23 protein-coding genes are annotated in these 24,963 nt (G+C 59.9%); 9 read left to right on the top strand and 14 right to left on the bottom strand.

Features of this window, described 5'->3' with window-relative positions; translation table 11 throughout:
- Positions 1–35: 35 nt before the first annotated feature.
- The 3 genes from LEPTO7104_RS0107540 to LEPTO7104_RS41580 are packed head-to-tail and all read right to left on the bottom strand — an operon-like array spanning position 36 to position 3,011.
- A complete protein-coding gene (locus LEPTO7104_RS0107540; protein ID WP_040696259.1) occupies positions 36–1,256 on the bottom strand; it encodes a tetratricopeptide repeat protein in 1,221 nt (406 codons plus the stop codon).
- 14 nt (positions 1,257–1,270) lie between these two features.
- The gene (argH, locus tag LEPTO7104_RS0107535) at positions 1,271–2,665 is read right to left on the bottom strand and encodes an argininosuccinate lyase (protein WP_017297947.1); all 1,395 of its coding nucleotides are present in this window, start codon (positions 2,663–2,665) and stop codon (positions 1,271–1,273) included.
- A gap of 16 nt (positions 2,666–2,681) precedes the next feature.
- The gene (locus tag LEPTO7104_RS41580) at positions 2,682–3,011 is read right to left on the bottom strand and encodes a hypothetical protein (RefSeq protein WP_017297946.1); all 330 of its coding nucleotides are present in this window, start codon (positions 3,009–3,011) and stop codon (positions 2,682–2,684) included.
- A 20-nt stretch (positions 3,012–3,031) separates the two neighbouring features.
- On the opposite strand from LEPTO7104_RS41580, the gene LEPTO7104_RS0107525 reads away from it, so the two are divergent.
- A complete protein-coding gene (locus LEPTO7104_RS0107525) occupies positions 3,032–4,765 on the top strand; it encodes a PhnE/PtxC family ABC transporter permease (RefSeq protein ID WP_017297945.1) in 1,734 nt (577 codons plus the stop codon).
- A 280-nt stretch (positions 4,766–5,045) separates the two neighbouring features.
- A complete protein-coding gene (locus LEPTO7104_RS0107520) occupies positions 5,046–6,035 on the top strand; it encodes an IS110 family RNA-guided transposase (RefSeq protein WP_040695782.1) in 990 nt (329 codons plus the stop codon).
- 148 nt (positions 6,036–6,183) lie between these two features.
- Here LEPTO7104_RS0107520 and LEPTO7104_RS38015 read toward each other — a convergent pair whose 3' ends face one another.
- Positions 6,184–6,477, bottom strand: a complete 294-nt coding sequence (locus tag LEPTO7104_RS38015) for a hypothetical protein (RefSeq protein ID WP_083887024.1) — start codon at positions 6,475–6,477, stop codon at positions 6,184–6,186.
- A gap of 389 nt (positions 6,478–6,866) precedes the next feature.
- Here LEPTO7104_RS38015 and LEPTO7104_RS0107515 point away from each other — a divergent pair, with 389 nt between their 5' ends.
- Complete coding sequence (locus LEPTO7104_RS0107515) at positions 6,867–7,088, top strand: DUF4327 family protein (RefSeq protein ID WP_017297944.1); 222 nt, start codon at positions 6,867–6,869, stop codon at positions 7,086–7,088.
- Between the two features lie 37 nt (positions 7,089–7,125).
- Here LEPTO7104_RS0107515 and LEPTO7104_RS33140 read toward each other — a convergent pair whose 3' ends face one another.
- A complete protein-coding gene (locus tag LEPTO7104_RS33140; protein ID WP_040695321.1) occupies positions 7,126–8,022 on the bottom strand; it encodes a DUF72 domain-containing protein in 897 nt (298 codons plus the stop codon).
- A gap of 186 nt (positions 8,023–8,208) precedes the next feature.
- Between LEPTO7104_RS33140 and LEPTO7104_RS0107505 the strand changes: the two genes are divergently transcribed.
- Positions 8,209–9,099 carry a polyphosphate kinase 2 family protein gene (locus LEPTO7104_RS0107505; RefSeq protein ID WP_026072467.1) on the top strand — a complete coding sequence of 297 codons (891 nt, stop codon included), beginning with the start codon at positions 8,209–8,211 and terminating at the stop codon, positions 9,097–9,099.
- A gap of 135 nt (positions 9,100–9,234) precedes the next feature.
- Here LEPTO7104_RS0107505 and LEPTO7104_RS0107495 read toward each other — a convergent pair whose 3' ends face one another.
- Genes LEPTO7104_RS0107495 through LEPTO7104_RS0107485 form a run of 3 tightly spaced genes read right to left on the bottom strand, consistent with a single transcriptional unit; the run spans position 9,235 to position 12,544 of the window.
- Positions 9,235–10,599: an AtzE family amidohydrolase gene (locus tag LEPTO7104_RS0107495; RefSeq protein ID WP_017297941.1), complete on the bottom strand. Its 1,365-nt coding sequence runs from the start codon at positions 10,597–10,599 to the stop codon at positions 9,235–9,237.
- Positions 10,596–10,793: a DUF4089 domain-containing protein gene (locus LEPTO7104_RS33135; RefSeq protein WP_017297940.1), complete on the bottom strand. Its 198-nt coding sequence runs from the start codon at positions 10,791–10,793 to the stop codon at positions 10,596–10,598. The genes LEPTO7104_RS0107495 and LEPTO7104_RS33135 overlap by 4 nt, the downstream gene beginning before the upstream one ends.
- Before the next feature lie 35 nt (positions 10,794–10,828).
- Positions 10,829–12,544, bottom strand: a complete 1,716-nt coding sequence (locus LEPTO7104_RS0107485; RefSeq protein ID WP_017297939.1) for a dynamin family protein — start codon at positions 12,542–12,544, stop codon at positions 10,829–10,831.
- 199 nt (positions 12,545–12,743) lie between these two features.
- Between LEPTO7104_RS0107485 and LEPTO7104_RS33130 the strand changes: the two genes are divergently transcribed.
- The 4 genes from LEPTO7104_RS33130 to LEPTO7104_RS36800 are packed head-to-tail and all read left to right on the top strand — an operon-like array spanning position 12,744 to position 17,304.
- Positions 12,744–13,511 carry a P-loop NTPase fold protein gene (locus tag LEPTO7104_RS33130; protein ID WP_017297938.1) on the top strand — a complete coding sequence of 256 codons (768 nt, stop codon included), beginning with the start codon at positions 12,744–12,746 and terminating at the stop codon, positions 13,509–13,511.
- Positions 13,512–13,520: 9 nt separating this feature from the next.
- Positions 13,521–15,242, top strand: a complete 1,722-nt coding sequence (locus tag LEPTO7104_RS0107475; protein WP_017297181.1) for an IS1634 family transposase — start codon at positions 13,521–13,523, stop codon at positions 15,240–15,242.
- A 39-nt stretch (positions 15,243–15,281) separates the two neighbouring features.
- On the top strand, positions 15,282–15,872 hold the full coding sequence (locus LEPTO7104_RS33125; RefSeq protein WP_017297937.1) for a hypothetical protein: 591 nt from the start codon (positions 15,282–15,284) through the stop codon (positions 15,870–15,872).
- A complete protein-coding gene (locus tag LEPTO7104_RS36800) occupies positions 15,841–17,304 on the top strand; it encodes a tetratricopeptide repeat protein (protein ID WP_155523551.1) in 1,464 nt (487 codons plus the stop codon). Before LEPTO7104_RS33125 ends, LEPTO7104_RS36800 begins: the two co-directional genes overlap by 32 nt.
- An 87-nt stretch (positions 17,305–17,391) precedes the next feature.
- Here the strand turns inward: LEPTO7104_RS36800 and LEPTO7104_RS0107460 are convergent, their stop codons facing one another.
- From LEPTO7104_RS0107460 to LEPTO7104_RS0107435, 6 genes are all read right to left on the bottom strand, one after another.
- Positions 17,392–17,676, bottom strand: coding sequence for a hypothetical protein (locus LEPTO7104_RS0107460; RefSeq protein ID WP_051158481.1), 285 nt, complete (start codon positions 17,674–17,676; stop codon positions 17,392–17,394).
- Positions 17,677–18,287: 611 nt separating this feature from the next.
- Positions 18,288–19,559, bottom strand: coding sequence for a SufS family cysteine desulfurase (locus LEPTO7104_RS0107455; RefSeq protein WP_017297934.1), 1,272 nt, complete (start codon positions 19,557–19,559; stop codon positions 18,288–18,290).
- A gap of 191 nt (positions 19,560–19,750) precedes the next feature.
- Positions 19,751–21,076: a Fe-S cluster assembly protein SufD gene (sufD, locus tag LEPTO7104_RS0107450; protein ID WP_017297933.1), complete on the bottom strand. Its 1,326-nt coding sequence runs from the start codon at positions 21,074–21,076 to the stop codon at positions 19,751–19,753.
- Entirely contained in the window at positions 21,076–21,864 is a 789-nt protein-coding gene (gene sufC, locus LEPTO7104_RS0107445; protein WP_017297932.1) for a Fe-S cluster assembly ATPase SufC, read from the bottom strand. The genes sufD and sufC overlap by 1 nt, the downstream gene beginning before the upstream one ends.
- Before the next feature lie 160 nt (positions 21,865–22,024).
- Positions 22,025–23,464, bottom strand: coding sequence for a Fe-S cluster assembly protein SufB (gene sufB / locus LEPTO7104_RS0107440; RefSeq protein WP_017297931.1), 1,440 nt, complete (start codon positions 23,462–23,464; stop codon positions 22,025–22,027).
- A gap of 92 nt (positions 23,465–23,556) precedes the next feature.
- Positions 23,557–23,916: a ferredoxin-thioredoxin reductase catalytic domain-containing protein gene (locus LEPTO7104_RS0107435; protein WP_017297930.1), complete on the bottom strand. Its 360-nt coding sequence runs from the start codon at positions 23,914–23,916 to the stop codon at positions 23,557–23,559.
- A 209-nt stretch (positions 23,917–24,125) separates the two neighbouring features.
- Here LEPTO7104_RS0107435 and sufR point away from each other — a divergent pair, with 209 nt between their 5' ends.
- A complete protein-coding gene (gene sufR, locus LEPTO7104_RS0107430) occupies positions 24,126–24,788 on the top strand; it encodes an iron-sulfur cluster biosynthesis transcriptional regulator SufR (RefSeq protein WP_026072466.1) in 663 nt (220 codons plus the stop codon).
- The last annotated feature ends 175 nt before the right edge of the window (positions 24,789–24,963 follow it).

Raw genomic sequence — 24,963 nt, 5'->3', positions numbered from 1 at the left:
ACAGGTCTCCCCAGGGGGTGCAGGTTGCGGCCAGCTTACCCGAATCCTTTCTGCGCAAATAGCCCCGATGGAATGCCGAGTTTGGTGATTCCCTGGCGCAGGCTGGCCGCCGTGGCGGGATCGATGGTGTCATAAATGGCGATCGCCCGCTGGAAGGCCTGGACGGCCTCGGGCAGTTGGCCCAGCTTAAACAGGGCCACGCCCAGGTTTTGGTACGCTTCGGGATAGCTGGGGTCGAGGGCGATCGCCTGGCGGTAGGCCGCGATCGCTTCATCGAGGTAGCCCCTGGCCCGGTGGGCGGTGCCCAGGTTGTAGTGGGCGATCGCCAGGCTGGGGTCCGCCGCGATCGCCTGCTGAAATAGCGCGATCGCCCCCTCTAAATCTCCCTGAACTTTTTTCAGGCTGCCGTAGTTGATCCAGGCCCCCAGCTTGAGGATTGGGGGAACGGGTTGATCGAGGGCGGCCTGGTAATCGCTGGCGGCCAGCTCGGGGCGATTGGCCAGGGCCAAGGCGCGGTGGTAGTGCAGCTCGTAGCGGGTCAGCTCGTCGAGGGCATTGGCCTGCTCCAGGGCGTGGTTGAGCAGGGGCAGGGCGGCCTCGGCCTGGTCAGACTCGACGTAGAGGGCGGCGAGCTTGTTGAGCAAATAGCCGTCGTCGGGGTGGCCCGCCAGGTAGGTTTCCATGATTTTTCGGGCGCGATCGAACTTGCCCCGCTGCACCACGACGGCGGGGTCATAGCCGGTGTGGTGCAGCGCCACCTCGCCCAGGGTAAGCACCTGCCAGCGGGGTTCCTGCGCCTGGAGCGCCGCCACGCTGTCGTCCACGGTTTCGTGGTACGGGCGGCTAAAGGTAAGCTCGGGCAGCCGCCGAAAGCACCGGGTGATCAACGTGTAGGGGGCCTGGGGCGCGCCCAGCTCCAGACGCAGCAGGTTCACGGCCAGCACGTCCTCGGCGGCCACATCCCCCAGGGGATGGCCCTGGTCGAGGCGCTGGAGCACCTGGGCGGTTTCGCTCAGCAGCACCTCGTCGGCGTCGAGCACCAGCACCCAGTCGCCCGTGGCGTGGCTGAGCGACGCGTTGCGGGCGGCGGCAAAGTCGTCACCCCAGGCAAAGCTGTAAACCCTGGCGCCGTGGGACTGCGCGATCGCCACCGTGTCATCCGCTGACCCGGTGTCCACCACCACAATTTCATTCGCTACCCCCGCCACGCTCTCCAGGGTGCGAGCCAGGGTGGCCGCCTCATCTTTAACAATCATGCAGAGACTGATCACTAGCCTTCTCCCAGGGCCTGGGTAGCCCGCTGGAGCGCCTCACGCACCTGCTCAAAGCCGGTGCCGCCGTAGCTGTTGCGGGCCGAGACTACCTGCTGAGGGGCGATCGCCGCGTAGATGTCGTCCTCAAAGGCGGGGTGAATGGCCTGCCATTCTTCCAGGGTGAGTTCCCGCAGCAGTTTGCCCGCCGCCAGCGAGGTCTTCACCACCTGGCCCACCAGGTTGTAGGCCTCGCGGAAGGGAACGCCCTTGGTGGCCAGGTAGTCGGCCACATCGGTGGCGTTGGAGTAGTCTTCGTTGACCGCCTGGCGCAGGCGCGGCACCCGAAAGGTAACCCCCTCCGCCAGCAGAATCGTCATCGCCTCAAGGCAGCCGCCTACGGTGTTGACCGTGTCGAAGAGGGCTTCCTTGTCCTCTTGCAGATCTTTGTTGTAGGCCAGGGGCAGGCCCTTCATCATCACCAGCAGACCTTGCAGGTGGCCAAACACGCGGCCCGTTTTGCCCCGCACCAGCTCGGGCACATCGGGGTTTTTCTTTTGGGGCATGATGCTGGAGCCGGTGGAGCAGCTGTCGTTGAGGGTGACAAAGCTAAACTCCTCGGAGGCCCAGAGAATCATTTCCTCCGACAGGCGCGACAGGTGCACCATGATGATGCTGGCGGCGCAGGCAAACTCGATCGCAAAGTCGCGATCGCTCACCCCGTCCAGGCTGTTGCCGTAGACCTGCTCAAACCCCAGCAGCTCGGCCGCATACTGGCGATCGATGGGGAAGGTTGTGCCCGCCAGCGCCCCGCAGCCCAGGGGCGAAATATTCACCCGCTTTTGAATGTCGCGCAGCCGCTCCCAGTCGCGCTGGGCCATGGCGAAGTAGGCCAGCATGTGGTGGGCCAGGCTCAGGGGCTGCGCCCGCTGGAGATGGGTGTAGCCCGGAATCAGCGTTTCGACGTTGGCCTCGGCAATGGTCAAAAGCGTCTGCTGGTACTGGCGCAGCAGGCTCTGAATCGCCTCGATTTGGGCGCGCAGGTAGAGGCGCACGTCGGTGCCCACCTGGTCGTTGCGGGAGCGGGCCGTGTGCAGCTTTTTGCCCACATCGCCGATTAGCTCGGTCAGCCGCCGCTCCACGGCAAAGTGCACATCCTCGGCCTCAACGCCGGGGGTAAAGTCGCCCCGGCGGTACTCCTGGCGAATGGTCTCTAGCCCGGTAACGATCTGCTTCCCTTCCTCGGGGCTGAGAATGCCGGTTTTAACCAGCATTTTGGCGTGGGCCGCCGAGCCAGTGAGGTCGTACTCGATTAGCTCAATATCGAAGCCAATGCTGGCGTTAAAGCGCGCGATCGCGGGGTGCAGCGCCGTCTCAAAGCGCTGACTCCAGGTTTGGGGAGGGGGGGATTGCATGGTCAGGAGATAGGGTTTAGAAAGCCGTCAGGTTGCGAATGAAGTAGCCCACTACAATACCGAAAAGCAGCGCCCACAACTGTCCTGAATCGACAAAATGGTGCCAGGTTTTGACCATATCCCCCAGAATGTCTTCGTCAAACTGCTGGGCCAGCACAGGCGACAGCGCCGCCTGATGAATCGAAGACCCAGTTACTCCGGCCAGATTAGCCAGATCAACTCCGGTAAAATAGCTGCTGAAACCGTCCCCAGCATCCAGGCTAACGGGGCGGAGGATCGTATCTATAGAAAGGGACTGGGCAGCGTTTTGCAAAAGATAAGCGTCGGTTTGGGGCATAACATCCATGGCACTGTGACGACCTGAGCATGGTTGACACCCAACAGACTATCACCATACCGCTGCGACCGAGCCTCTGGAACCCGAAAACAGCCAGCGCTCTGGGAGTTTTGCTAGCCCTGGGGCTGGCGGCCTGGCAGGCGGGGCTGGGGCGCCCTGGGGCGGAGCTCATCAACCTGGGCGGCTGGCCCCAGCTGCGGGAGTTTTTGGCCGCCAGCCTGCACCCCGACCTCAGCCCTGAGTTTGTTGCTCGCATGGGGCGCGCCGCGCTGGTCACGCTGGCCTACGCGGTGTTGGGCACCGCCCTGAGCGTGGGGCTGGGGCTGGGGGGCGGTCTGCTGTCATCGGCTGTCTGGTGGCAAACGCTGTTGCCCAGGCACCGTTCTGGCCTGCGATCGGGCCTCTGGCTGGGGGTGAGGGGGCTGCTGGCCTTTCCCCGCGCCATCCACGAGCTGATTTGGGGGCTGGTGCTGCTGCAAGTGCTGGGGCTAGACCCGCTGGTGGGGGTACTGGCGATCGCGATTCCCTTCGGGGCGATCGTCTCTAAGGTATTCTCAGAAATTTTGGATGAAACTCCCCAGGAACCCCTGCAGGCGCTGCTGAATGCAGGAGCACCACCCCTGGTCGCGCTGATCTATGGCCTGCTGCCCCAGGCACTGCCCAACCTGCTCTCCTACACGTTCTATCGGTTTGAGTGTTCGCTCAGGTCCTCGGCAGTGCTGGGGATCATCGGCGCGGGGGGGATCGGCTACGAAATTTTTCTCAGCCTGCAATCCTTGCGCTACGAGCAGCTGTGGACGGGGTTTTACGCCCTGGTTATTCTCAACGGCGTGGTGGATGCCTGGAGCGCTCTGGTGCGCCGCCGCATGGGCTTTACCAGCCGCCTTGACCTCAACCGCAAGCCGGGCAGCACGGCGGCTCGCTCGGCCCGCCAGGCACCGGGCCAGGACTGGTTTTTGCGGCTGTCGTGGCTGGGGGCCTTGCTAGCGGTGCCCCTGAGTGTGGGGTTCTTGCACCTGAACTTAGGCGTTCTTTGGTCGGCGCGCACCCAGCAGCTGCTGGGCGACCTGCTGGCGACAGACTGGCCCCCGTGGCCGACGGTGGCCGAGGCGGCCAACCTAGCCCAACTGGCCTGGCTGACGGTGGCCATGTCCATGGTGGCGATCGCCCTGGCGGGCCTTGGCGGCATTGTGTTCTCGCTGCCCGCCGCCCAAAACTTTTTGCTGCCGGGGGGCCTGCTGCGGCCCGTGGGTCAGCGCGGCGGCTTGGCCTGGGGAGCCTATACCCTGCTGGGGCTGAGTCGGCTGGTGCTGCTGGTCAGCCGCGCTATCCCGGCTCCCATTTGGGCGCTGGTGCTGCTGTTCGTGCTGTTTCCCGGCGTGCTGCCGGGGGCGCTGGCCCTGGCCCTGCACAACTTCGGCATTCTGGGCCGCCTGATGGCTGAGGTCAATGAAAACCTGGACGATCGCCCCGTGCGCGCTCTGAGTTCCCTGGGCGCTAGCCCCAGCGCGGTGGTGGCCTACGGCATATTGCCCCAAAACCTGGGCCGCTTTCTGGCCTACATTCTCTACCGCTGGGAGGTGTGCCTGCGCGAAACGGTGATCGTCGGCCTGGTCGGCGCCGGGGGGCTGGGCCGCCTGCTCACCGAGCAAATCAGCAGCTTTGACTACAGCCGCGTCATGGTGACATTGGGCGTTTTTGTGGTGCTTACCTTTGGGGTGGATGCGGTGAGCCAGCGGCTGCGAGGGGTATTGCGGGAGTGAGGGGGGTGGGGAAGGTGAGGAGATGGGGAAGGTGAGGGAGGTGAGGAGATGGGGAAGGGCGCATCTAGAGATTGGGGGACTACCGACCAAAGCTAGCGATCCCCCTTGTATTTTAAGCAGCAGGACGGTAGACCGATCTCCCCCCGGTTCTAGAAACCGAGATTTAGTCCAGGTCGCCGTTCTGCCATTTGTCAACAGCTCGAAAAATCGCCAGGGTCATGAACCCGCATCGAACAAGGTCGAGTGATGAATGGTCATTCTATTCCTCAGGAGGTGCGTGATGGGGACGAGTGAAGAACGGCAATGGGTGGGTATTGATGTGAGTCAGGCCAAGCTGGACGTAGCGCTGCGACCCTCGGGACGCTACTGGCAAGTGGCTAATGACGAGTCGGGATGGCAGAGGCTGTTGAATGAACTACAGGCTGTCACCGTCGCGCTGGTGGTGGTGGAATCCACAGGTGGGATGGAACGGGGCGTGGTTCAGGTCTTGCAGCGCCATGAAATCGCGGTGGCGGTGATCAATCCGAAGCGGGCGCGGGACTTTAGCAAAGCGTCTGGGCGATTGGCCAAGACCGATCGCATTGATGCGTCGATGTTGGCGCATTTTGGCGAGGCGCTGCAGCCGTTACCGAAACCGTTGGCCTCAGAGCATCAGGAAGCGCTCTCTGACTTGGTCCATCGGCGTTCTCAAGTGATTGAGATGCTCAACAGTGAGCAGCGTCGTCGCCACAGTGCGCGCAACCGCACGGCCCAGGCCGATATTGATACTCACATTGACTGGCTCAAGCAGCGGGTCAAAGCCCTTGATGCGGAGATCGACCAACTCCGTCAGGCCGATGAGACCCGCCAGCAGCGCTACGAGTGGTTGACCAGTGTACCTGGAGTCGGGCGAGTCGTGGCCACCACCCTATTGGCGCTACTGCCGGAGCTGGGCCAACTCTCGACGAAACGGTTGGCTAGCCTAGTGGGTGTCGCCCCGTTCAATTTTGACAGTGGCAAGCTTCGGGGCAAACGCCACATCGTGGGCGGTCGCGCCCTGGTACGCTCCACGTTGTATATGTCAGCCTTGGTGGCCATTCAACACAACCCCGTCATCATCGCGTTCTATCAACGTCTGTTAAGCGCAGGGAAACCCAAAAAGGTCGCCTTGATTGCCTGTGCCCATAAGCTGTTAGGCATCCTCAATGCGCTGGTCACCCAAGGTCAATCGTGGCGAGACCCTAAGGATACAGAACCCGCTCAGACTGCCACGCCAGCCACAAGTGGTTGACAATCAAGATAATCGCTAAATCCCCCTTAAAAAGGGGGACTTTGAAGCGGACTCAGACCCCCCTTTTTAAGGGGGCAGGGGGGATCCCCTAGCCGTTGCATACGCCCGATGGGGAAGGTGGGGGAGATAGGGAAGGTGAACCACCCCCTCATCCCCTTATCCCCTCATCCCCGCGCCAATCGGGACACCCCGCAACCCCCTGCCAGCCGTGGGGATGGATTGCACAGACCAGAGTACTGCGCCGCGCCCGGCTGGTGCCGTAGGCAATGCCGTGGTAGTTGGCGCATCCTCGGCAGGGCTGGGGACGAGTCGGCGGCAGGGATTGGAAGCCGACCTGCGATCGCAAGATCTGCTGCTTGCTCTGCCCCCGGTGCCACTGTTCGTAGGCGCGGCGGCGGCACAAATCGTTGGCTCGGTGAAAAAGTTCGTCGGTCACGCTCACGACCTGTCCTCCCGATGGGTTGATGGCTACCCTGTATTTAAACTACCCAACCCAGCTAGACGATTCCGAAAAACTTAAAGGGCTGCAATGTCGGTCCTCCGGCTCAGGGCTACTGGGGGTTCTGCGGTCGTTTGCCCTAGTCGGCAGCTGCCCTTGACGGCCCGTAGCGGCACCGCGCATTACGGATTTGTTACCGTCTGTAGCGTAGCTCTGGACAAAAATACAGCATTTGTTAACAGCACGGCCCAAAGATTAAGGCGAGAATAAGCCAGAGCTGCTAGCCAAACCCTAAAAACTATCAGTAAACTGGGATACGGAATCTAAAGATTCTTGTCTGGCTTATTTGACTTTTGTCACGTGCAGCTCCTTCGTCGTTACTGGGTTTAGCTATGCTTCAGTCCCTCCACTACTCCATCGATATCATCCGTGACGAAGCTCGACAGCTGGTTCAAAAGGGTGTGGTTAGCCGTCAGCAGCCAATTTATACCCTGTGCCGCCACATTCCCGCCCGCGAGTGGGCCATGGTAGAAACCGAGCTGGAGTCTTCAGGATTTTTACTGCGCGATCGCGTGGGCGATCTGATGGGCCGCGAAGACTGGGAAAACGACTAGGCTCCCGCCCCATCGGGACCACCTGTCCGTCAAATAATCAGCCAAATAAACTGAGCTGGGCCGGGGAATCATCTTCCTCGGCCCTCTTTTGATCGGCCCTATCCCACAGCAGCTCGGGCAGCGCGGCCCCGGCCTGCTGAAGCTGGTGGTAGACGGCCCGAGCCACCGCTGGAGATTTCACCTCCTGGGGGCAGTGGGCGAAGAAATACACGTCGGTTCCGGCCTCCAGCCACGGCTTCAGTCGGAGCACCCACTCATCGAAATAGGGCTGGTTGTAGGCCAGGTCGGGGTGGCTGATGTAGCGAACCATCGTGAACGCTGCCGTCACCTGCGGCTGGAGCGGCACCCTGGGTTTCTTGCGCTCGGAGCCAATCTGCGGATCGTCATCGGGAGTGTTGATGCAGTCGTAGATGGGGCGGGTGTCGAGCAGCACGCGGCCCACGCCCAGGCTGGTGAGCATCTGGTTGAGGCGGGTGGCCTGGGGTTCGGCAAACCAGCCCAGGTGGCGCACCTCCACGGCGATCGGGCACTGCTGCAGGGGCCAGCGAGCCAGAAATTCGCGCAGGTCGGCCAAATTTTCGGGGCTGTAGGTGGGCGGCAGCTGAATGAACAGCGGCCCCAGCCTGTCTCCCAGGGGGGTCAGGGTTTGCAAAAAGCGGTGAGACGCTTCCACAAAGGGCACCAGCTTGCCCTGGTGGGAGAAGGCGCGGGGCAGCTTGGGGCAAAAGCGAAAGCCGGGGGGCATGGTAGCGGCCCAGCGATCGATGGTTTTGGCGTCGGGCATGGAGTAAAAGGTGGTGTTGCCCTCGACGGCGGTCATGCGATCGCCGTACAGCCGCAAAAAATCCCCCGCCTTGCTGCCCCTGGGGTAAAAGCTGCCCACCCAATCTTTAAATGCCCACACCGCGCACCCGGTAAAATATGTCCCCGCCATAGCGTTTCCCTGCACTCCCTGCCTTGCCCTACCCTTCAAGTCTGACCGATCGTCTGACCTGCAACCATCCTGCTCATAGGGCCACAATCGTTAAGGGTTGAGACAGATCAAGCCTTTGCCAAGCCAGCGTTAGCTATGCTTAAGACCCCTGGCCAGGGGCAAGCGTTTCCCTACACCTTATATCCCATGGACTCTCAATTGCTGCTTGATGCCCTTAGCCCAGACTCAATGGTGGTCAAGCCCGGCACCAGGGTCAAACTCAAAGACTTCGACCCCGACTTTACCGGCTCGCTTAAAAAGAAACAGGCCAAAGCCTTGCTCCAGCAGGGGGTGGAAGAGCTGGCCCGCTACCAGGATATGCTCTACGCCCAAAATACCTACGCCCTGCTGGTGATCTTTCAGGCCATGGATGCGGCGGGTAAGGACAGCACCATCAAGCACGTGATGTCGGGCATTAACCCCCAGGGCTGTCAGGTGTACAGCTTTAAGCAGCCCTCCGCTGAAGAGCTGGACCACGACTACCTGTGGCGATCGTTCAAAGCGCTGCCCGAGCGCGGCAACATCGGCATTTTTAACCGATCGCACTACGAAGAGGTGCTGGTCGTGCGGGTGCGGCCTGACCTGCTGGCCCAGCAGCAGCTGCCCGCCAGCACCCGAGGCGACCACATCTGGCAGCAGCGGTTTGAGGAAATCAACAACTTTGAAAAATACCTGGTCAATAACGGCATTGTGGTGATGAAGTTTTTCCTCAATGTGTCGAAGGAAGAGCAGAAGAACCGCTTTTTAGACCGCATCGATCGCCCCGAGAAGAACTGGAAATTTTCCCTTGCCGATGTCAAAGAGCGGGGCCGCTGGGAGGCCTACATGGCCGCCTACGAAGACGCGCTCACCCACACCAGCACCGACTGGGCACCCTGGCATGTCATCCCCGCCGACAACAAGTGGTTCATGCGCCTGACCGTCGCCAGCTTCATTAAAGCCAAGCTGAAATCGCTCAACCTGGCCTACCCCGAGCTGGAGGAAAACCACCTGGAGCGGCTGAAGGAAGCCAGGATTCTGCTGGAAAGCGAAGAGTAGACGAGAGGTAGACGCGGAGCGGCTGCTCGCAGGCCGAAGATGGATAAATTCAAAATTCAAAATTCAAAATTTTGAACTTTGAACTTTTCCTTCCCCATCCCCCCATCCCCCCATCCCCTCATCTTCCCCATCCCCTCACCCACTCTTCTCCCCCAGCCAGGCGGCAACCCGAAACAGCTTGGCCTCCTGGTAGGGGGCGGCAATGAGCTGAATGCCGACCGGCAGCTGGCCGGGCCGATGGACGGGCACCGAGATCACCGGCAATCCAATAAACGAAAGGGGCTGGGTGTAGAACCCCAGGTGGGGCCGCAGGGGATAGGTAGCGCCGTCGATATCGAGGGTGGTTTGGTCGAGGGGTGGGGCCACGCAGGGGGTAGTGGGGGCGATCAGCACATCGTAATTCTGGAAGACTTCGCGGACGCGATCGCGGTACCACCGCCGCAGCCGCTGGGCCTGCACGTACCAGGCGGCGGGAATCATGGCTCCGGCTAAGAAGCGATCGCGCGTCGCCGGGTCAAACTCCATGGGGCTTTGGCGCAGGCGGTCTAGATGCAGCTGGCTGCCCTCGCAGGCGGTGATCAGGTAGGCGGCGGCCCTGGCTCGGGGCGTTTCAGGAAATTCCACCGTGTCGGCAATGCCCAGAGCCGCAGCAGTGTCGGTGAGGACATCCCTCACCAAGGGCTCCATGCCGCGCTCGAAGTGGCCCCCCAGTCGGGCCATGCGCAGGCCTTCAATACCCCGGCGCAGCCAGGGCGTAACCGGCTCTGGGAACCGTTGGGTACAGACGGGGTCGGCTGGGTCTGGCCCCTGCATGACATCGTAGAGGGTGGCTAGGTCGGCGAGCGATCGCGCCAGCGGCCCCACGTGATCTAAGCTGGCCGAAAACAGGTAGGTTCCCCCCCGCGACAGTCTGCCATAGGTGGGCTTGAGGCCGTACACCCCGCACAGCGAAGCGGGTACGCGGATCGAGCCATTGGTGTCGGAACCGAGGGTGACGGGCACAAATCCGGCGGCGATCGCCGCCGCCGATCCGCCCGAAGAGCCGCCCGCCATGCGAGTGGGGTCGTGGGGGTTGGGGGTGGTGCCGTAGTGGGCGTTGATGGTGACAAAGCCGTAGGCGTACTCATCCATATTTAGCGCGCCGACCAGCACCGCCCCGGCCTGCTCAAGCCGCGTGATAACGGTGGCATCCCGGGCGGCGGCGGGGTTGGTCTGGTTGAGTTTGGCCCCCGCGACTGTGGTGAGGCCCTGAATATCGAACAGGTTTTTGACCGCAAAGGGAACCCCGGCCAGGGGGCCAGGGTCTTGTCCAGCGGCGATCGCACGGTCGATGGCCTGAGCCTGCGATCGCGCCCGTTCTGCCGTCACTTCGGTAAAACAATTCAGCGATGGGTTGCGAGTGGAGATATCGGCCAGAGTCGCCTCCAGCAGGGCCGCTGCCGAGAGCTGACCCGCCCTGACCGCAGCGGCGATCGCGGTGGCATCCTGGAGGTCGCTCATGGCTCGAAGGTGGGGGCGCTTTCCAGGCCGTCGGGGAGGGGGAAGGTGATGACGGGCTGGGCGATCGCCCAGATGTGCGCTACGTTGGCCACCACCGATGGCTTAATGTCGTCGGGAATGGTTAGCTCCAGGGCGGCGGCCATCGCCTCCACGTAGGCCGTCAGATCAACCGGGTCAGAGGGGTTTACATCCATCTTCTTTGCACCAGATAAAGACCGTTCCAGACGCTTCACTTGCCAAACAGCCCCGCCGCCTCCTGCTGAATCGCGGTGTACTGGTCGATCACCGGCTGCACCGCCGCCTCTTCGCGCTCTACGTAGTCGTAAAACTGGGTGAAAATGCGCTCCACCTCCTCGTAGATCAGCCCTAGCTTTTCGTTCAGGCGGCTGGCGATCTCTTCTTGAAACCGAGTCTTTTCGTTGTCTAGGGCCTGCTCAAACTTGGCGATAATGCGGTTGCGCTGCCAGAGAATGCCGATGCCCAGCACAATCACCCCCACCCCGGCAAAGGCAATGCCAATGGCGCTCATGATCGCCTCTGCCACCGCAAACTGAATGGCGTGCAAAATGGTGCCCGACACCGCCAAAATCGCCCCGCCGACAATTTCGTTGGCCATGTCGCCCGCCTGGGTCACTAGCATATCCCCAAAGCCCTGATCCATCAGCAGGTTGTCGACCTTGGCCCGCACGCTCTCGATCACCTCCTGGCGCCGCTCCAGCACCTTGAGCGAGATGTGGCTACTCTCAATGCGCTGAACTTTTACGTTCTCCAGGTCCTGGTTGAGGCCGTCGAAGAGCTGGCGAATGCCGTCCACAAAGTGCTGCGCCCCTTCGTTGGAGGCTTCTTCGAGCGAGGCGCGCAGGTCGCGGGCGCAGCGCGCCTGAAAGTCGTCGATCCAGGCCTGCATAGACGACTCTTCGTTAAACAGCCCCACGAACGATCGCCGCACCACCATCGGCACCGTCAGGCTGGCGCGAAAGTCGCGCTTGATGCGGGCCGAAATCACCTCGTAGCGGGCGGCCAGGCGATCGGCCAGGGTGTTGATCTCGTAGCGCGATCGCCCCCTGCCCGCGTCAATTTTGCCGCGAATGTTTTGGGCGGTGGCGCGATCGACCGCCAGCTGCTGGTTCAGCGCCTCCACATCGCCGTTGAGCAGGTCAATAATCTGCTGGGTGGTCTGGCTCACCGATCGCAGCTTGATTTTGTAGCTCTCCCCCGACGACACCATTGCCTGAATGTACTGACGCACCGGCTCAAAACCGCTGTTCGCCGTATCGCCCTCCTGCTCCAGCGCCGCCGAGGTGGGAAAGATGATCGGCGCTTTGATCTGCTTTTGGTAGGCGTACTCTTTCACCCGCTCGATGTTGGTGGCGAGATCGGCGGGGCGCAGCAGGTCCGCCTGCTGCAAAATAAACACCACCTTCTTGCGCCACTCGGCGCTAACAAAATCTAAAAAGTCCCAGGCGCTTTTTTGGTAGGGGTTTTTGGCAAACAGCACAAAAAACGTCAGGTCGCTGTTGGGAATGTAGCGCTCGGTGATGATCTGGTGCTCGGCAATCACTGTGTTGGTGCCCGGCGTATCGACAATGGAAATGTCTTGCAGAATGGGGATGGGGCGGCCAATCTTGCGCAGGCTGGGTTCTACCTGCTCGACAAACTCTTCGTCGGCGTAGACAATCTGCTGAATGGAGTCGGTGCAGGGCTCAATGTCGGTGGCGCACACCTCGGCGTCGAGCAGGGCGTTGACAAAGCTGCTCTTGCCCGCCTTGACCTCGCCCACCACTACAAAGAGAAACGGCTCGTTGATGTTGCGGCGCAGGTTGTGGGTGGTGCGCTGCAAGTTGGCGTTGTTGATGTGGGTGGCCAGGGCCTGCACGCGCTCCAGCAGGCGATCGAGGCTATCGCGATAGGCGTGGAGTTTTTCGTCAATAATTTGGCTGGCCACGGCATATCTCCTTAAACCTCGCTAGGCCGCGCTGGCCTGCCCTTAAAGTATCGCACGGGCGCAATTTTCAGCGCAGATGGGCGCGTAGCCCACAGGGTAGATTTACTGTGCCATGGCCAGGGACTCAGGCATCGATGCTGGTTGTCTCAAAACCTGGGATGTCGAGTTTAATGGGGTTTGTGGTTTGTGCCCTGCTCCTATGACCATTTCAAAAGCTCGCACCCTCAAAGAGGCCTATCGCGTTTGCGATGTCAAGCCGCTCAAAGCCTCTGAGCTAGACTATTACGTGCCCTTTGCCTCACGCCAAGATGCGATTGTGGGTGTGCACTCGGTGCTCATGGTGCAAGAACCGGGGGAGCACAGCACCATTTTATTTACCGGGCACGTGGGCTGCGGCAAAAGCTCTGAGCTCAACCGCATTGCCAACCACTGGCAAGACGACTATTTTGTCATCCCCATTGAGGCCGTGGAAGAAACCGATGTCAACGATTTGGAATATACCGACCTGTACCTGGTCATTATTAAGCAGGTGGAGCTGGCCCTGCGGCGGGCCGGGCTGGGGTTTGACCCCCGACTGCGCCAGGGCTTTGAGGACTGGTTTAAAGACATCACCCAAGAGACCGAAGAAACCGTAGAGCGATCGGTCAACGTCAACGCCGAAGCTTCGTTAGGGTCTGAAGCTCCCTTTTTGGCCAAGTTTTTGGTTAAGGTGATGGCCCAAATCAAAGGTGGCTCAACCGATAAAACCACCATCCGCCAAACGCTGGCGAGGGAGGTATCGCGGCTCAAAACCGATATTAATTTGCTGCTGCGGGATGGCGCTCAAAAGGTGCAGCAGCACTTTCCTGGGAAAAAGGGTTTTTTGCTGATTTTGGATGATTTGGATAAATGCCCGCCCGATGTGGCAACCCGGCTATTTATACTCACGGTTCGCTCATTTTTAAATGAGGTCAGCCAATTGGGTTAGGTTTGGGCTATGGATACCCCCCTAACCGTTATCACCGAACGGGTTGACGATATTCCCCTGTTGCTGGCCCAACTGCAGCGGATGGACGTGCAACCCCTGCTCGACGACTACTTTCCGACCCATGGGAACTGGCAGGGGCTCAGCTTAGGCCATGTGGTGATAGTTTGGCTGAGCCACATTTTGTCCCAAGCGGATCACCGGTTAAACCCCGTGCAGGCCTGGGTAGAGCGACATCAGGAAACCTTGCAACAGGGCTTGCAGCAACCGGTTCGCGCCCTTGACCTGAGTGACGACCGCCTAGAAAGCGTGTTGCGATATCTCAGTGATGATGCCCAATGGGCGTTGTTTGAACCGGCGTTGAATCAGCGTCAGATTCAGGTGTATGACCTGCACCCCAAACGGCTGCGTCTGGATAGTACCAGCGTCAGCGGGGATTGGACGGTCAATGAGTCAGGGCTGTTCCAATATGGCCATAGCAAAGACCATCGCCCCGACCTGCCCCAACTGAAGCTGATGCTGGCGACGCTAGATCCGCTGGGGCTACCGATAGCGACCGAGATTGTCTCCGGGCAGCGCGCCGACGACCCGCTCTACATTCCGGCCATCGGGCAGGTGCGTCAGACCCTCAGTCAGTCTGGGTTGCTCTACGTGGGTGACAGCAAGATGGCCAGTCTAGCGACCCGTTGCTTTCTCCAGGCCACAGGCGATTACTATCTCTGTCCGCTCGGTGGGACTCAACTCAAGGCGGAGGCGATGCAGGCCTACCTAGACCCAGTGGAGCAAGGGGCCGTTGAGTTGCAGGAGATTCACTACGACTATGCCGACGGTCACACCGCGCTGATTGCCCGAGGCTATGAGCAGACCCAGACCCGCACAGGAGAATGGGACGGACACACCTGGACGTGGTCAGAGCGGCAATTGGTCGTGTACTCCTTGGCTTATGCTCAATCCGCCCAGCAGGCCTTCCAAGCTCGACTTGAGCACGCCCAGACGGCCTTAGCGGCGCTCAACCAATCGGGGCGCGGCCAGAAAGCCTTTCCCGATGAGGTCGCCTTAGCGCAAGCCGCCGAGGCGATTCTCACCCGCTACCGGGTCAAGGCCTACGTTCAACTCACCTACTCACAACAGGTGGAGCAACACGCTGTGCGTCGCTACCGGGACCGCCCGGCTCGGATGGTGGAGCACCGTCGATTCCAGGTGAATGGCACCCTAGAAACTGAGGCCATCAACCAGCAGATGCAAACCTTGGGCTGGCGGGTCTATGTCACCAATCATCCCGCAGCGGCATTATCGTTGCCTCAAGCCGTGACGGTCTACCGCCAAGAATATCTGGTGGAGCACAGCTTTAGCCGACTCAAAGGGCATCCCCTCTCCCTCTCCCCGATGTACTTACAGCGTGAAGACCATATCAAGGGATTAATTCGCTTACTCTCGATGGGGTTGCGGCTGTTAACGCTGGTGGAGTTTCAGATGCGTCAAGCCTTAGCTGGTCACCAAGAAACCCTCTCAGGGCTATATATCGGTAATCCCAAGCGGGCGACGGCACGTCCGACAGCCGAATTACTGTTGGCCAGTTTTCGCGACATTACTCTAGTCATGGTGAATGCACGAGGGCAGACCTATGCCCATCTGACGGAGCTGACGCCTTTACAGCAGCAGATCTTAAAGGCTCTCAACTTCCCGGTAAGTATTTACACCCTGCTGGGGCCCGTATCTGACGAACCACCTTAGAAATGAGCGAACCGGGAGTTTATAGACTACGCGGCCCAAATGCGAGAGCTGGCCTGCACCATTATTTACACCGTGCCCATCGCTATTCTCTACTCGTCGCGCCGCATGGGGGGCATTTTTGAAAACCCTCATATTGTGCCCATGATCAATATCTACGCCTTTGAGCGCAGCAGCGCAGAGCTAGGGTATGACCCCGTTGGGCTGAGCCAGATGGTCGATCTAATCGCCAAGCGGGTCGAGGTTGGGGCTGTGTTTGCTGACCCAGAGCTGCTGGTGACTCTGGCAAAGGCTAGCGGTGGCCACCTGCGGCAGATGATGCGCATGACCCGCCAGGCCCTGCTCACGGGGCTGGGGCGTGGGCACAGCAAACTAGAGGCCGACGATGTGACCTACGCCATTGGTCAAGAGATGCAGGGGTTTGAGCGGATTATTCCGACTGAGGCCTATGCCGAGCTGGCCCAGGTAGCGATAAAAAAAGAACTAACCGACGAAACCATCGGTCGATCGCTGCTGTTTAATACCGCTATTCTGGAGTACAACGGGGGAACTCGATGGGTTTACCCCAATCCAGTGATACAGGACAGTGAACCCTTCAAACGTGCCCTCACCCAGTACCTCAACCAGCCCTAATAGCCCTGACCAGGGGGCGGTAGAGTTTTTGGGGTTAAATCTTGATGCGTTTCGGGAGTTGGTAGCCTACGCCGAGGTGGCCGAGGGCTTTACCCTGGCCATTGCCGAGGTAAATTTTGACAGCGATGGCGACCTGCTGGTGGCAGCCCTGCAAAACCACCCCATTGCCCAAGCCGTGCAGTTTGTGGTGCTAGACTTTGGTGCTCGAACGTCGTTTTCGTTTTTAGAGGCGGTGCAGGCTGAGCTGGCAGCGGTAGAGCTACAGCCGGGCCGCAAGGTGCTGCTGGTGCGGGGGCTGGCCACCGTGATTGGCGTAAAAGGCGACTACCCCAACTTTTTGCGCGATCTCAACTACAACCGCGACCAGCTCGCCGCCAGGGTGCCCTACCCGCTGGTGCTGTTTTTGCCCGACTACGCCCTGACCCGCCTGGCCCAGTACGGCAAAGACTTTTGGAACTGGAAGTCGGGGCTGTTTCACTTTCGCACGACCCGGCAAACCACAGAAACAGCTCAAACCCAGCTGACCCAGCCCAGCGCCCAGCCCAGCGACACTCGCCCGGTTAGGCAAGAGCGCATTGAGCAGCTAGAACGCCTGCTGAGCGAGCAGCAAAGCCCCAGCGACAACGGCACTCCCCCCGCTCACCCCCAGAGCAGCAATATACCCCTGGCGCTAGAACTGGGAGATGCCTACCGCAGCCTGTCTGAGCTAGACCAGGCCCGCCGCTACTACCACAAAGCTCTTGATTGGGCTGAGGCTGAAAACAACAAAATTCAAATGGCTGACGGTCTGTATGGCCTAGGTCAAGTGCATCGCCTGCGAGCAGAAAATACCAAAGCGACAGCACGCTTTGAGCAAGCGATGGAGCTCTACCGCGCCACGGGCGCTCGCCTCGGCGAAGCCAACACCCTAAAAGCGATCGGCGATGTCCTCCAATTTCTTAAACGAAGCACCGAAGCGCTCCAAAACTATGAGCAAGCGATGGAGCTCTACCGCGCCACGGGCGCTCGCCTCGGCGAAGCCAACACCCTAACAGCGATCGGCGATGTCCTCCAATTTCTTGACCGTCGCACCGAAGCGCTCCAAAACTATGAGCAAGCGATGGAGCTCTACCGCGCCACGGGCGATCGCCTGGGGGAAGCTAATGTGTTGCAGGAACAGGGAAAAATGGAGCCTGACCCGCACAGGTCTTTACAGCTTTTACAGCAGGCTCAAGCTCTCTACGAGACAATTGGAGACAGGTATAGCCAGTGTCGAAACCTGCTGAGATTTGTAGCTGAAGCTCAGCTTGCCCTAGGGCAACATCATGAAGCCATTAAGTCACTGCAATGCGCTGCCGATTTAGCTGCCGACACAGAGTTTGCTTTCTTTAGAAAAGATGCGTTACAGAGACTGCAAGAGATCGGCGACGTAAAAGCTTCCCGTAACCCCTGACAATGCGTAGGATGGGCTGAGCCCGTGTCCATCATTTCTGAGTATCCAAAAACGATGGACAGGCCTTGCTTTGCGCCATCCAACGGTTTAACTTAACTGCCTGTCGCGCCTCAGCAGACTAAAGACCTCCCCCTGCTCAGGGGTAATCAAAATCCCCGATCGCGGAATCGTAATCAACCGGCTCCACTCCCGCTGCTCGGCGTACTGGAGCAAATGCAGGTGGTTGATCGCCCCTCGCACCCCTTCGGTTGAGCCAATCACCAGATGGCGCAATCGCTCGCGCCCCGGCTGGGCCTCAGAGTTCGCAAGCAGCAGAGGATCGGTCGCCTCGCCCCGACGGGCCGACGACACCAAATATGGCAAACACAACATAATCGGGTTCCTTCCGAATGTAACGACGGGTAAGAAACCCAAAAACTTGGCCGCCCCAGACATGTGCAGTTCGGGGCGGCCAGGTAAAATCACCTTAGCCTCCGAGACTGGCTGGTTCAGTCGACGGGGTTAGCCGCTGGTTGGTGTTGCTAGCACCTTCCAGTGGCGTCAGACCAAATTTTTGGGACGTTCGGACTGCACGCACACAGCCTTAGCTCAGTAATTTAGTCCAATCGCGCACCGGGCGCAAGTAAGAATTGTTACCGTTGCTAGAAACTCTGCGTTTAGAAACCGGGTTTCTTGACCGGGTTATATTTAACCCCTAATCTCAGTTCGGGATAACGCTGTCCCCTCCTTTGGAGGGGTGCCCGGAGGGCGGGGTGGGTCAAAACGGCTACCGCAAGGAACTGGCTGGAGACGGTGAAGTTCCGCAACTAGCCCCGCCTGACCCACCCCTACCCCTCCCAGGAGGGGACAGCAGGCCTACTTTTGCAGAGAATTTTCTTATCCCGAACTCCAGGTTAACCCCTAAATTGCCTTGAGAAACCCGGTTTTTGGCCCTGTATGCCTATTTTCGCAGCCCGTAAGGTTTATTGCCAACGCCAGAAACTTCAATCGTCGTCTTCAAACACGCCTTTGAAGAACTCGATGGTGTCTTTGAGCGCGGCGATAAAGCTGTCGATCTCGGCCCTGGTGTTGTAGAAATACAGGCTGGCCCGCGCCGTCGAGTCTACCCCCAAAACCTTATGCAGCGGCTGGGTGCAGTGGTGCCCCGAGCGAATTGCAATCCCCGACTGGTCGAGCAGGGTGGAAAGATCTTGCGCGTGGACGCCCTCAACGGTAAAGGTGACCAGCGCCGCCCGCCCGCTGCCGTCGGCTTCGGGACGCGGGCCGTAGAGGGTGACTTCGGGCACAGTCTGCATCTGCTGGTACAGGTAGGCCGTCAGCTCGTGCTCGTAGGCGGCGATGGTGTCCATGCCGATCGCGCTGAGGTAATCTACCGCTGCCCCGAGGGCGATCGCCTCGGCAATAGCCGGAGTCCCCGCCTCAAACTTGTGGGGCAGCTCGGCGTAGGTGGAGTGGTCGAGAAACACCTCGGCGATCATTTCGCCGCCGCCCATAAACGGGGGCATCGACTCCAGCAGCTCTAGCTTGCCGTAGAGAAAGCCAATGCCGGTGGGGGCACACATTTTGTGGCCCGAGGCCACGAACCAGTCGCAGTCCATTTCGGGCAGGTTCAGCGCCATGTGGGGGGCGCTCTGGCAGCCGTCGATAAGGACTTTGGCCCCGCTGGCGTGGGCAATGTCGATAATCTCGGCCACCGGGTTAATGCAGCCCAGGGTGTTGGAGACATGGTTGACCGCCACCAGGCGCGTCCTGTCGTTCACCAGGGCGCGGTACTGGTCGAGATCAAAGGATTGGTCGGCGGTGAGTCCCACAAACTTGAGCACCGCCCCCGTGCGCTGGGCTACAAACTGCCAGGGCACCAGGTTGCTGTGGTGCTCCATCACCGAAAGAATGATTTCATCCCCCGCTTGGAGCTGAGTCATGCCCCAGGCGTAGGCCACCAGATTGATCGCCTCGCTGGCGTTGCGGGTAAAGACAATCTGGTTGCGGCTGGTGGCCTGCACAAAGGCGGCGACCTTATCCCTGGCTCCCTCGTAGGATTCAGTGGCCCGAGCGCTGAGGTTGTGCACGCCCCGGTGCACGTTGGCGTTGTCGTGCCGGTAGTAGTGCTGCAGCGCCTCCAGTACCGCCTGGGGCTTTTGGGAGGTGGCGGCGTTGTCGAGGTACACCAGCGGATGGCCGTTGACGTCCTGATGGAGAATCGGGAAGTCGGCGCGGACCTTGGCGGCGAGGGTGAGTTCCTGGGCGACGGTCATGGGGGAGTGGGGGTTAGAGGGTGGATGGGTGGGCGGGTAGATGGGTGGATGGGGAATTTTGGATTGAGGATTTTAGATTTTGGATTTTGGAAAGTCTTTTCCCCTCCTGGGAGGGGTGCCCGGAGGGCGGGGTGGGTCTCGGGGGCTGGGCTAGCCCACCCCCGCCCCTCCCAGGAGGGGATAATGTCGCGCTACGTCCATTGAGAAATGAGGGCGGCGAGGCGCGATCGCAGCGTTGCCACCGAAACGGTCTCTAAGATCTCCATAGCAAAAGCATAGATCAACAGGCGCTGGGCCTGGGGGGCGCTAATGCCGCGACTTTGCAGGTAGAAAATCTCGTCGGCCTGGAGCTGGCTAACTGTGGCTCCGTGGGCGCACTTGACGTTGTCGGCGACGATTTCGAGCTGGGGCTTGGTGTCTACCCGCGCCTTGTCGGAGAGCAGCAGGTTGCGGTTGAGCTGGCTGGCACTGGTGAGCTGGGCCTTTTGCGCCACCGCCATGCGCCCGTTAAAGACGCTGTGGGCTTTGCCGTCCACAATCGCTTTGTGCTCTTGCTCGACTGTGCCGTGGGGATGGCTAAGGGCTACCAGGCTGTGGGTGTCGGCGTGCTGGGTGTTCGCGATCGCCCCCAGGCCGTACAGCTTGGTCGTGGTTTGCTCGCCGGTCTGGTAAATCTCCCAATTGTGGCGGGCCAGCTTAGCGCCAAAGTCTACGGCGGTGCCGACGTACTGGCTGTCGCGCGCCTGGGTGACGACGGTTTTGCCGATGTGAAAGGTGCCTGCGCCCTCCCGCTGAATGCGGCTGTGGCTGACCTGGGCATTGGCGTCGAGCCAGAGTTCACTGACAGAATTTGTGAACTGGGAATCGGCAGAGTTGCCCCAAAAATCTTCGACCAGGGTTGCGGCGCTGCCCGATTCGGCCACCACCAGGCAGCGGGGCTGAACGATCGCAGGGTTTCCCTGAAGCCTGGAGACATAAATAATTTGAATGGGCGTTTCAACCACAACGTTGCGGGGTAGCCAGATCACCACCGCATCCTGAAAGCCCACGGTGTTAAGGGCGGTGAATACTTCGTGGCTGCCGCTGGCCTGGGCCAGGCGTTCACCCAGCTTGGCTGACAGATCGGGACTGCTGCCCAGGGAGCCGACCACGGCCTCCGGCGGCAGGTTCTCAATCCGGGATAGCGCCGTGCTGACCCGGCCATTGACCACCACAATTTGAGCGCCAGCGGTTTCCGGCAGGCGCAGATCAGCGATCGCGGCCTCATCAACCGCCGACTCACCCGCCACAGCAAACTCAATGGAGAGCATGGCCGACAGGTCGGTGAAGCGCCAGTCTTCGTCGCGGGTGGAGGGAAAGGCCTGCTCGTTGAGCAGGGCCTCGGCGCGCGATCGCATCCCACCCAGACCCAAATCCCCGGGCACCGCTGCCTTCACCGCCTGCACCAGCCCCTTCAAGTAGGCATCGCGCTGGTCAGCCGTCGCCAACACGCTCACGTCGGATACGGAACTCGCCATTACGCCGTTACCCCCGTGCGAAATTCCTCCAGCACCCACTCGTAGCCGCGCGACTCCAGCTGCTTGGCCAGGTCTTTGCCGCCCGTGGTGATAATTCGGCCATCGGCCATCACGTGCACGTAGTCGGGCACGATGTAGTCGAGCAGCCGCTGGTAGTGGGTGATTAGAACCACCGCATTGTCGGGGGTAGAAAGCTGGTTGACGCCGCCCGCCACGGTCTTGAGGGCGTCGATATCGAGGCCCGAATCGGTTTCGTCGAGAATGGCCAGAACCGGCTCCAGCAGAGCCATTTGCAGAATCTCGTTGCGCTTTTTCTCGCCACCGGAGAAGCCTTCGTTGACGCTGCGATCGAGGAACGAGGCGTCCATTTTCACCACATCCAGCTTCTCTTCGATCAGGTCGTCGAAGTCGAACACGTCAATTTCCTCTTCGCCCCGAGCCTTGCGGTGGGCGTTAAAGGCCACCCGCAGAAAGTCGCGATTGCTGACGCCGGGAATTTCGAGCGGATACTGGAAGGCGAGGAAAATGCCGGAGGTGGCGCGATCGTGGGGTTCCAGCTCTAGAATATTCTGGCCCTTAAAGTGAATCTCTCCGGCGGTGACCTCGTAGTCGGGGTGGCCCACCAGCACCTTCGAGAATGTGCTCTTACCCGAGCCGTTGAGACCCATAATGGCGTGAATTTCTCCCGCCCTCACCTCCAGGTTGAGGCCCTTGATAATTTCAGTGCCGTCTACGCTGGCGCGAAGATCGCGCACCGAGAGAATAATGTCGCTGTTTTCGTTAATCATGCCTCTCCTGTAGGGTGGGTACCGCCCACCATGCTCCTGCGCGTTGAAATTAAAGTTCTTGTCTGTGACCAAGGATTCGTAGGGTGCATTCGCGAAGCAATGCACCATCTCCGCCGAGATCCCCATAGGTGCATTGCTGGCGCGAATGCACCCTACGGGATTACCCCACCGTGTTTTCGAGCTTCAGCGCCAGCAGCTTGTCCGCCTCGGCGGCAAACTCCATCGGCAGCTTGTTGAACACGTCGCGGCAGAAGCCGCTGATGATCATCGACACCGCATCCTCCGGCGAAATGCCCCGCTGGGCAAAGTAGAAGAGCTGGTCTTCGCCAATCTTGGAGGTCGAGGCTTCGTGCTCCACCTGGGCGGTGCTGTTCTGCACCTGGATATAGGGGAAGGTGTTGGCGCTGGAGGTGTCGCCAATCAGCATCGAGTCGCACTGGGAGTAGTTGCGCGCCCCCGTGGCTTTTGGCCCAATTTTCACCAGTCCCCGGTAGCTGTTTTTAGATTTAGCTGCCGAAATGCCCTTAGAAATAATCGTGCTGCGGGTGTTTTTGCCCACGTGCACCATCTTGGTGCCGGTGTCGGCCTGCTGATGGTTGTTGGTCAGCGCCACCGAGTAGAACTCGCCGACGGAGCTGTCGCCCACCAGCACGCAGCTGGGGTACTTCCAGGTGATGGCCGAGCCGGTTTCCACCTGGGTCCAGGAGATTTTGGAGTTTTTCCCGGCGCAGAGGCCGCGCTTGGTGACGAAGTTATAGATGCCGCCCTTGCCGTTTTCGTCGCCCGCAAACCAGTTTTGCACGGTGGAGTAGTTGATGGTGGCGTTGTCCAGGGCGACCAGTTCAACGATCGCGGCGTGGAGCTGGTTGCTGTCGTACATGGGGGCGGTGCAGCCCTCCAGATAGGTCACCGAGCTGCCCGATTCGGCCACAATCAGGGTGCGCTCAAACTGGCCCGAGTCGCCGTTGTTGATGCGGAAGTAGGTCGAGAGATCCATCGGACACTGGGTGTCTTTGGGAATGTAAACGAAGGAGCCATCGCTAAACACCGCCGAGTTCAGCGCCGCGAAGTAGTTGTCGCCAATGGGGACGACGGTGCCCAGGTACTTCTCGACTAGCTCTGGGTGCTCTTGCAGCGCCTCGGAGATCGAGCAGAAGATGACGCCGGATTCCGCCAGCTTTTCTTTATAGGTGGTGGCGATCGACACGCTGTCGAAGATGGCGTCCACCGCCACGTTGGCCAGCCGCTTTTGCTCCGAAAGGGGAATGCCCAGCTTCTCGAAGGTTTCCAGCATGGTCGGATCGACCTCATCCAGGCTGCCCAGCTTTTTAGGCTGGGTCTTGGGGGCCGAGTAGTAGACGATATTTTGGTAGTCGATGGGCGGGTAGCTGACGTTGGGCCAGATAGGCTCTTTCATGGTCAGCCACTTGCGGTAGGCCTTCAGCCGAAACTCCAGCATAAACGCTGGCTCATTTTTCTTGGCCGAGATCATTCTCACCACATCTTCGCTGAGACCGCGAGGAATGGCGTCGGCCTCAATATCGGTGGTGAAGCCGTACTTATAGGGTTGGCTAACCAGGGACTGAACGGAAACACTCATGACGCGACTCTTTGAACGGGCTGCACAGTTAAAACAAACGAAAATGGGACAGATGAAATCTCAGCGGGGCTGCCAGCGACCTGGAGGGCAATCTAGAACTTATCGGTCTCGGCCCGGATAGTCTCGAAGGTGATATCCTGCTGCTCGCCGGCGAAGGGGTTGTCGGGGGTGAGAAACAGCATGCAGTGGCACTCTTTGCGTTCCTGCATAGGCACGCAGGGACAGTTCCAGTAGATGGTTTTGACTTCGGCCTCTTTGTCTTCGTAGTGGCGACAGGGACACAGGGGCGAACCGAAGTCGTCCTTGTGCTTGGCCAGACCTTCTAGCACCACCGCCGTCACGCCGGGGTCGGCACAGAAGTAGGTGCCGGTACGTTTGGCGTAGCTCTGGGCAAAATTGCGCATGAGCTCTAGGTTCTTGTCGGTGGCCTGGTTGGTGTTGGAGTCAGTCATTACGGGATTGGTACGCTACACAGCCCAATAATTTTATACAATTAAAGCAACATTTAAGTTGTCTAACTAAATCTTAGACTACTTTAACAACATAAAGGTTGTCAAAGTAGATTGATGTCTGACCGGCCTGAGTTGCTCCTGGCCGGGGTGGGTTCAATCTACAGGGCAGCCTGGGGCCGTGATCTCTTATGTCTATGTGGGCCAACGCCATGACTTCTGTGCAGCAACCCTCCACCTCTACAAAAGACGATATTTTGATGTACCTGCTCAGGCAGGGCGAGGCCACGGCCCACGACCTGGCCGATCACTTTGAGATGAGCACCCAGGCCATTCGTCGCCACCTGAAAGATTTGGAAACCGAGGCGCTGATCGAACATCGGGCGGTGCAGGAGGGGATGGGGCGGCCCAACCATCTGTATCAGCTCAGCCCTAAAGGGCGCGATCGCTTCCCCGCCAAGTACGACGAATTTGCCATTTCGCTGCTCGATACCCTGGCCGACATGGGCCAGGACCAGGTTGTGACAGTGCTGCGCAAGCAGTGGGAGCGCAAGGCGCTGGAGTATAAAGCCCAGGTGGGCAGCGGCAGCGTGGCCGATCGGGTAGCGCGGCTGGTGCAGCTGCGCAAAGAAGAAGGCTACATGGCCGAGTGGCAGGCGATCGCCGAAGGCGAGGGCTGTCAGACAGGACCTGGCTACATCATTACCGAGTACAACTGCGCCATTTCCCATATTGCCGAGTCGTTCCCGAGCGTGTGCGGCCACGAGCTGGAGATGTTTCAGCTGGCTCTGGGGGATGATTGTACGGTGCAGCGCACCCACTGGCTGGTGCAGGGGGAACACCGCTGCGGCTACCTGGTCAAAGGGCGCGGTTAGGCACAGGTAGGTCGATAGGTAAGCGGGCCGGGCAAGTTAACCCGCGCCTATATCGCTCATGTCGGTCCCTGCTCTCTCGCTTCAACTTATCTCACCTGTCCATAACCCTGCTCTCAGCAAATATTCAGACGGCGTTGATAGGGTGTTGCCCGAGCAATCCCCAGAGAACAGTTAT

It is taken from the genome of Nodosilinea nodulosa PCC 7104 (assembly GCF_000309385.1).
GTDB classification, from domain to species: domain Bacteria; phylum Cyanobacteriota; class Cyanobacteriia; order Phormidesmidales; family Phormidesmidaceae; genus Nodosilinea; species Nodosilinea nodulosa.
Note: the sequence above shows the minus strand (reverse complement) of the source record. Positions and strands in the feature narration are given on the sequence as shown.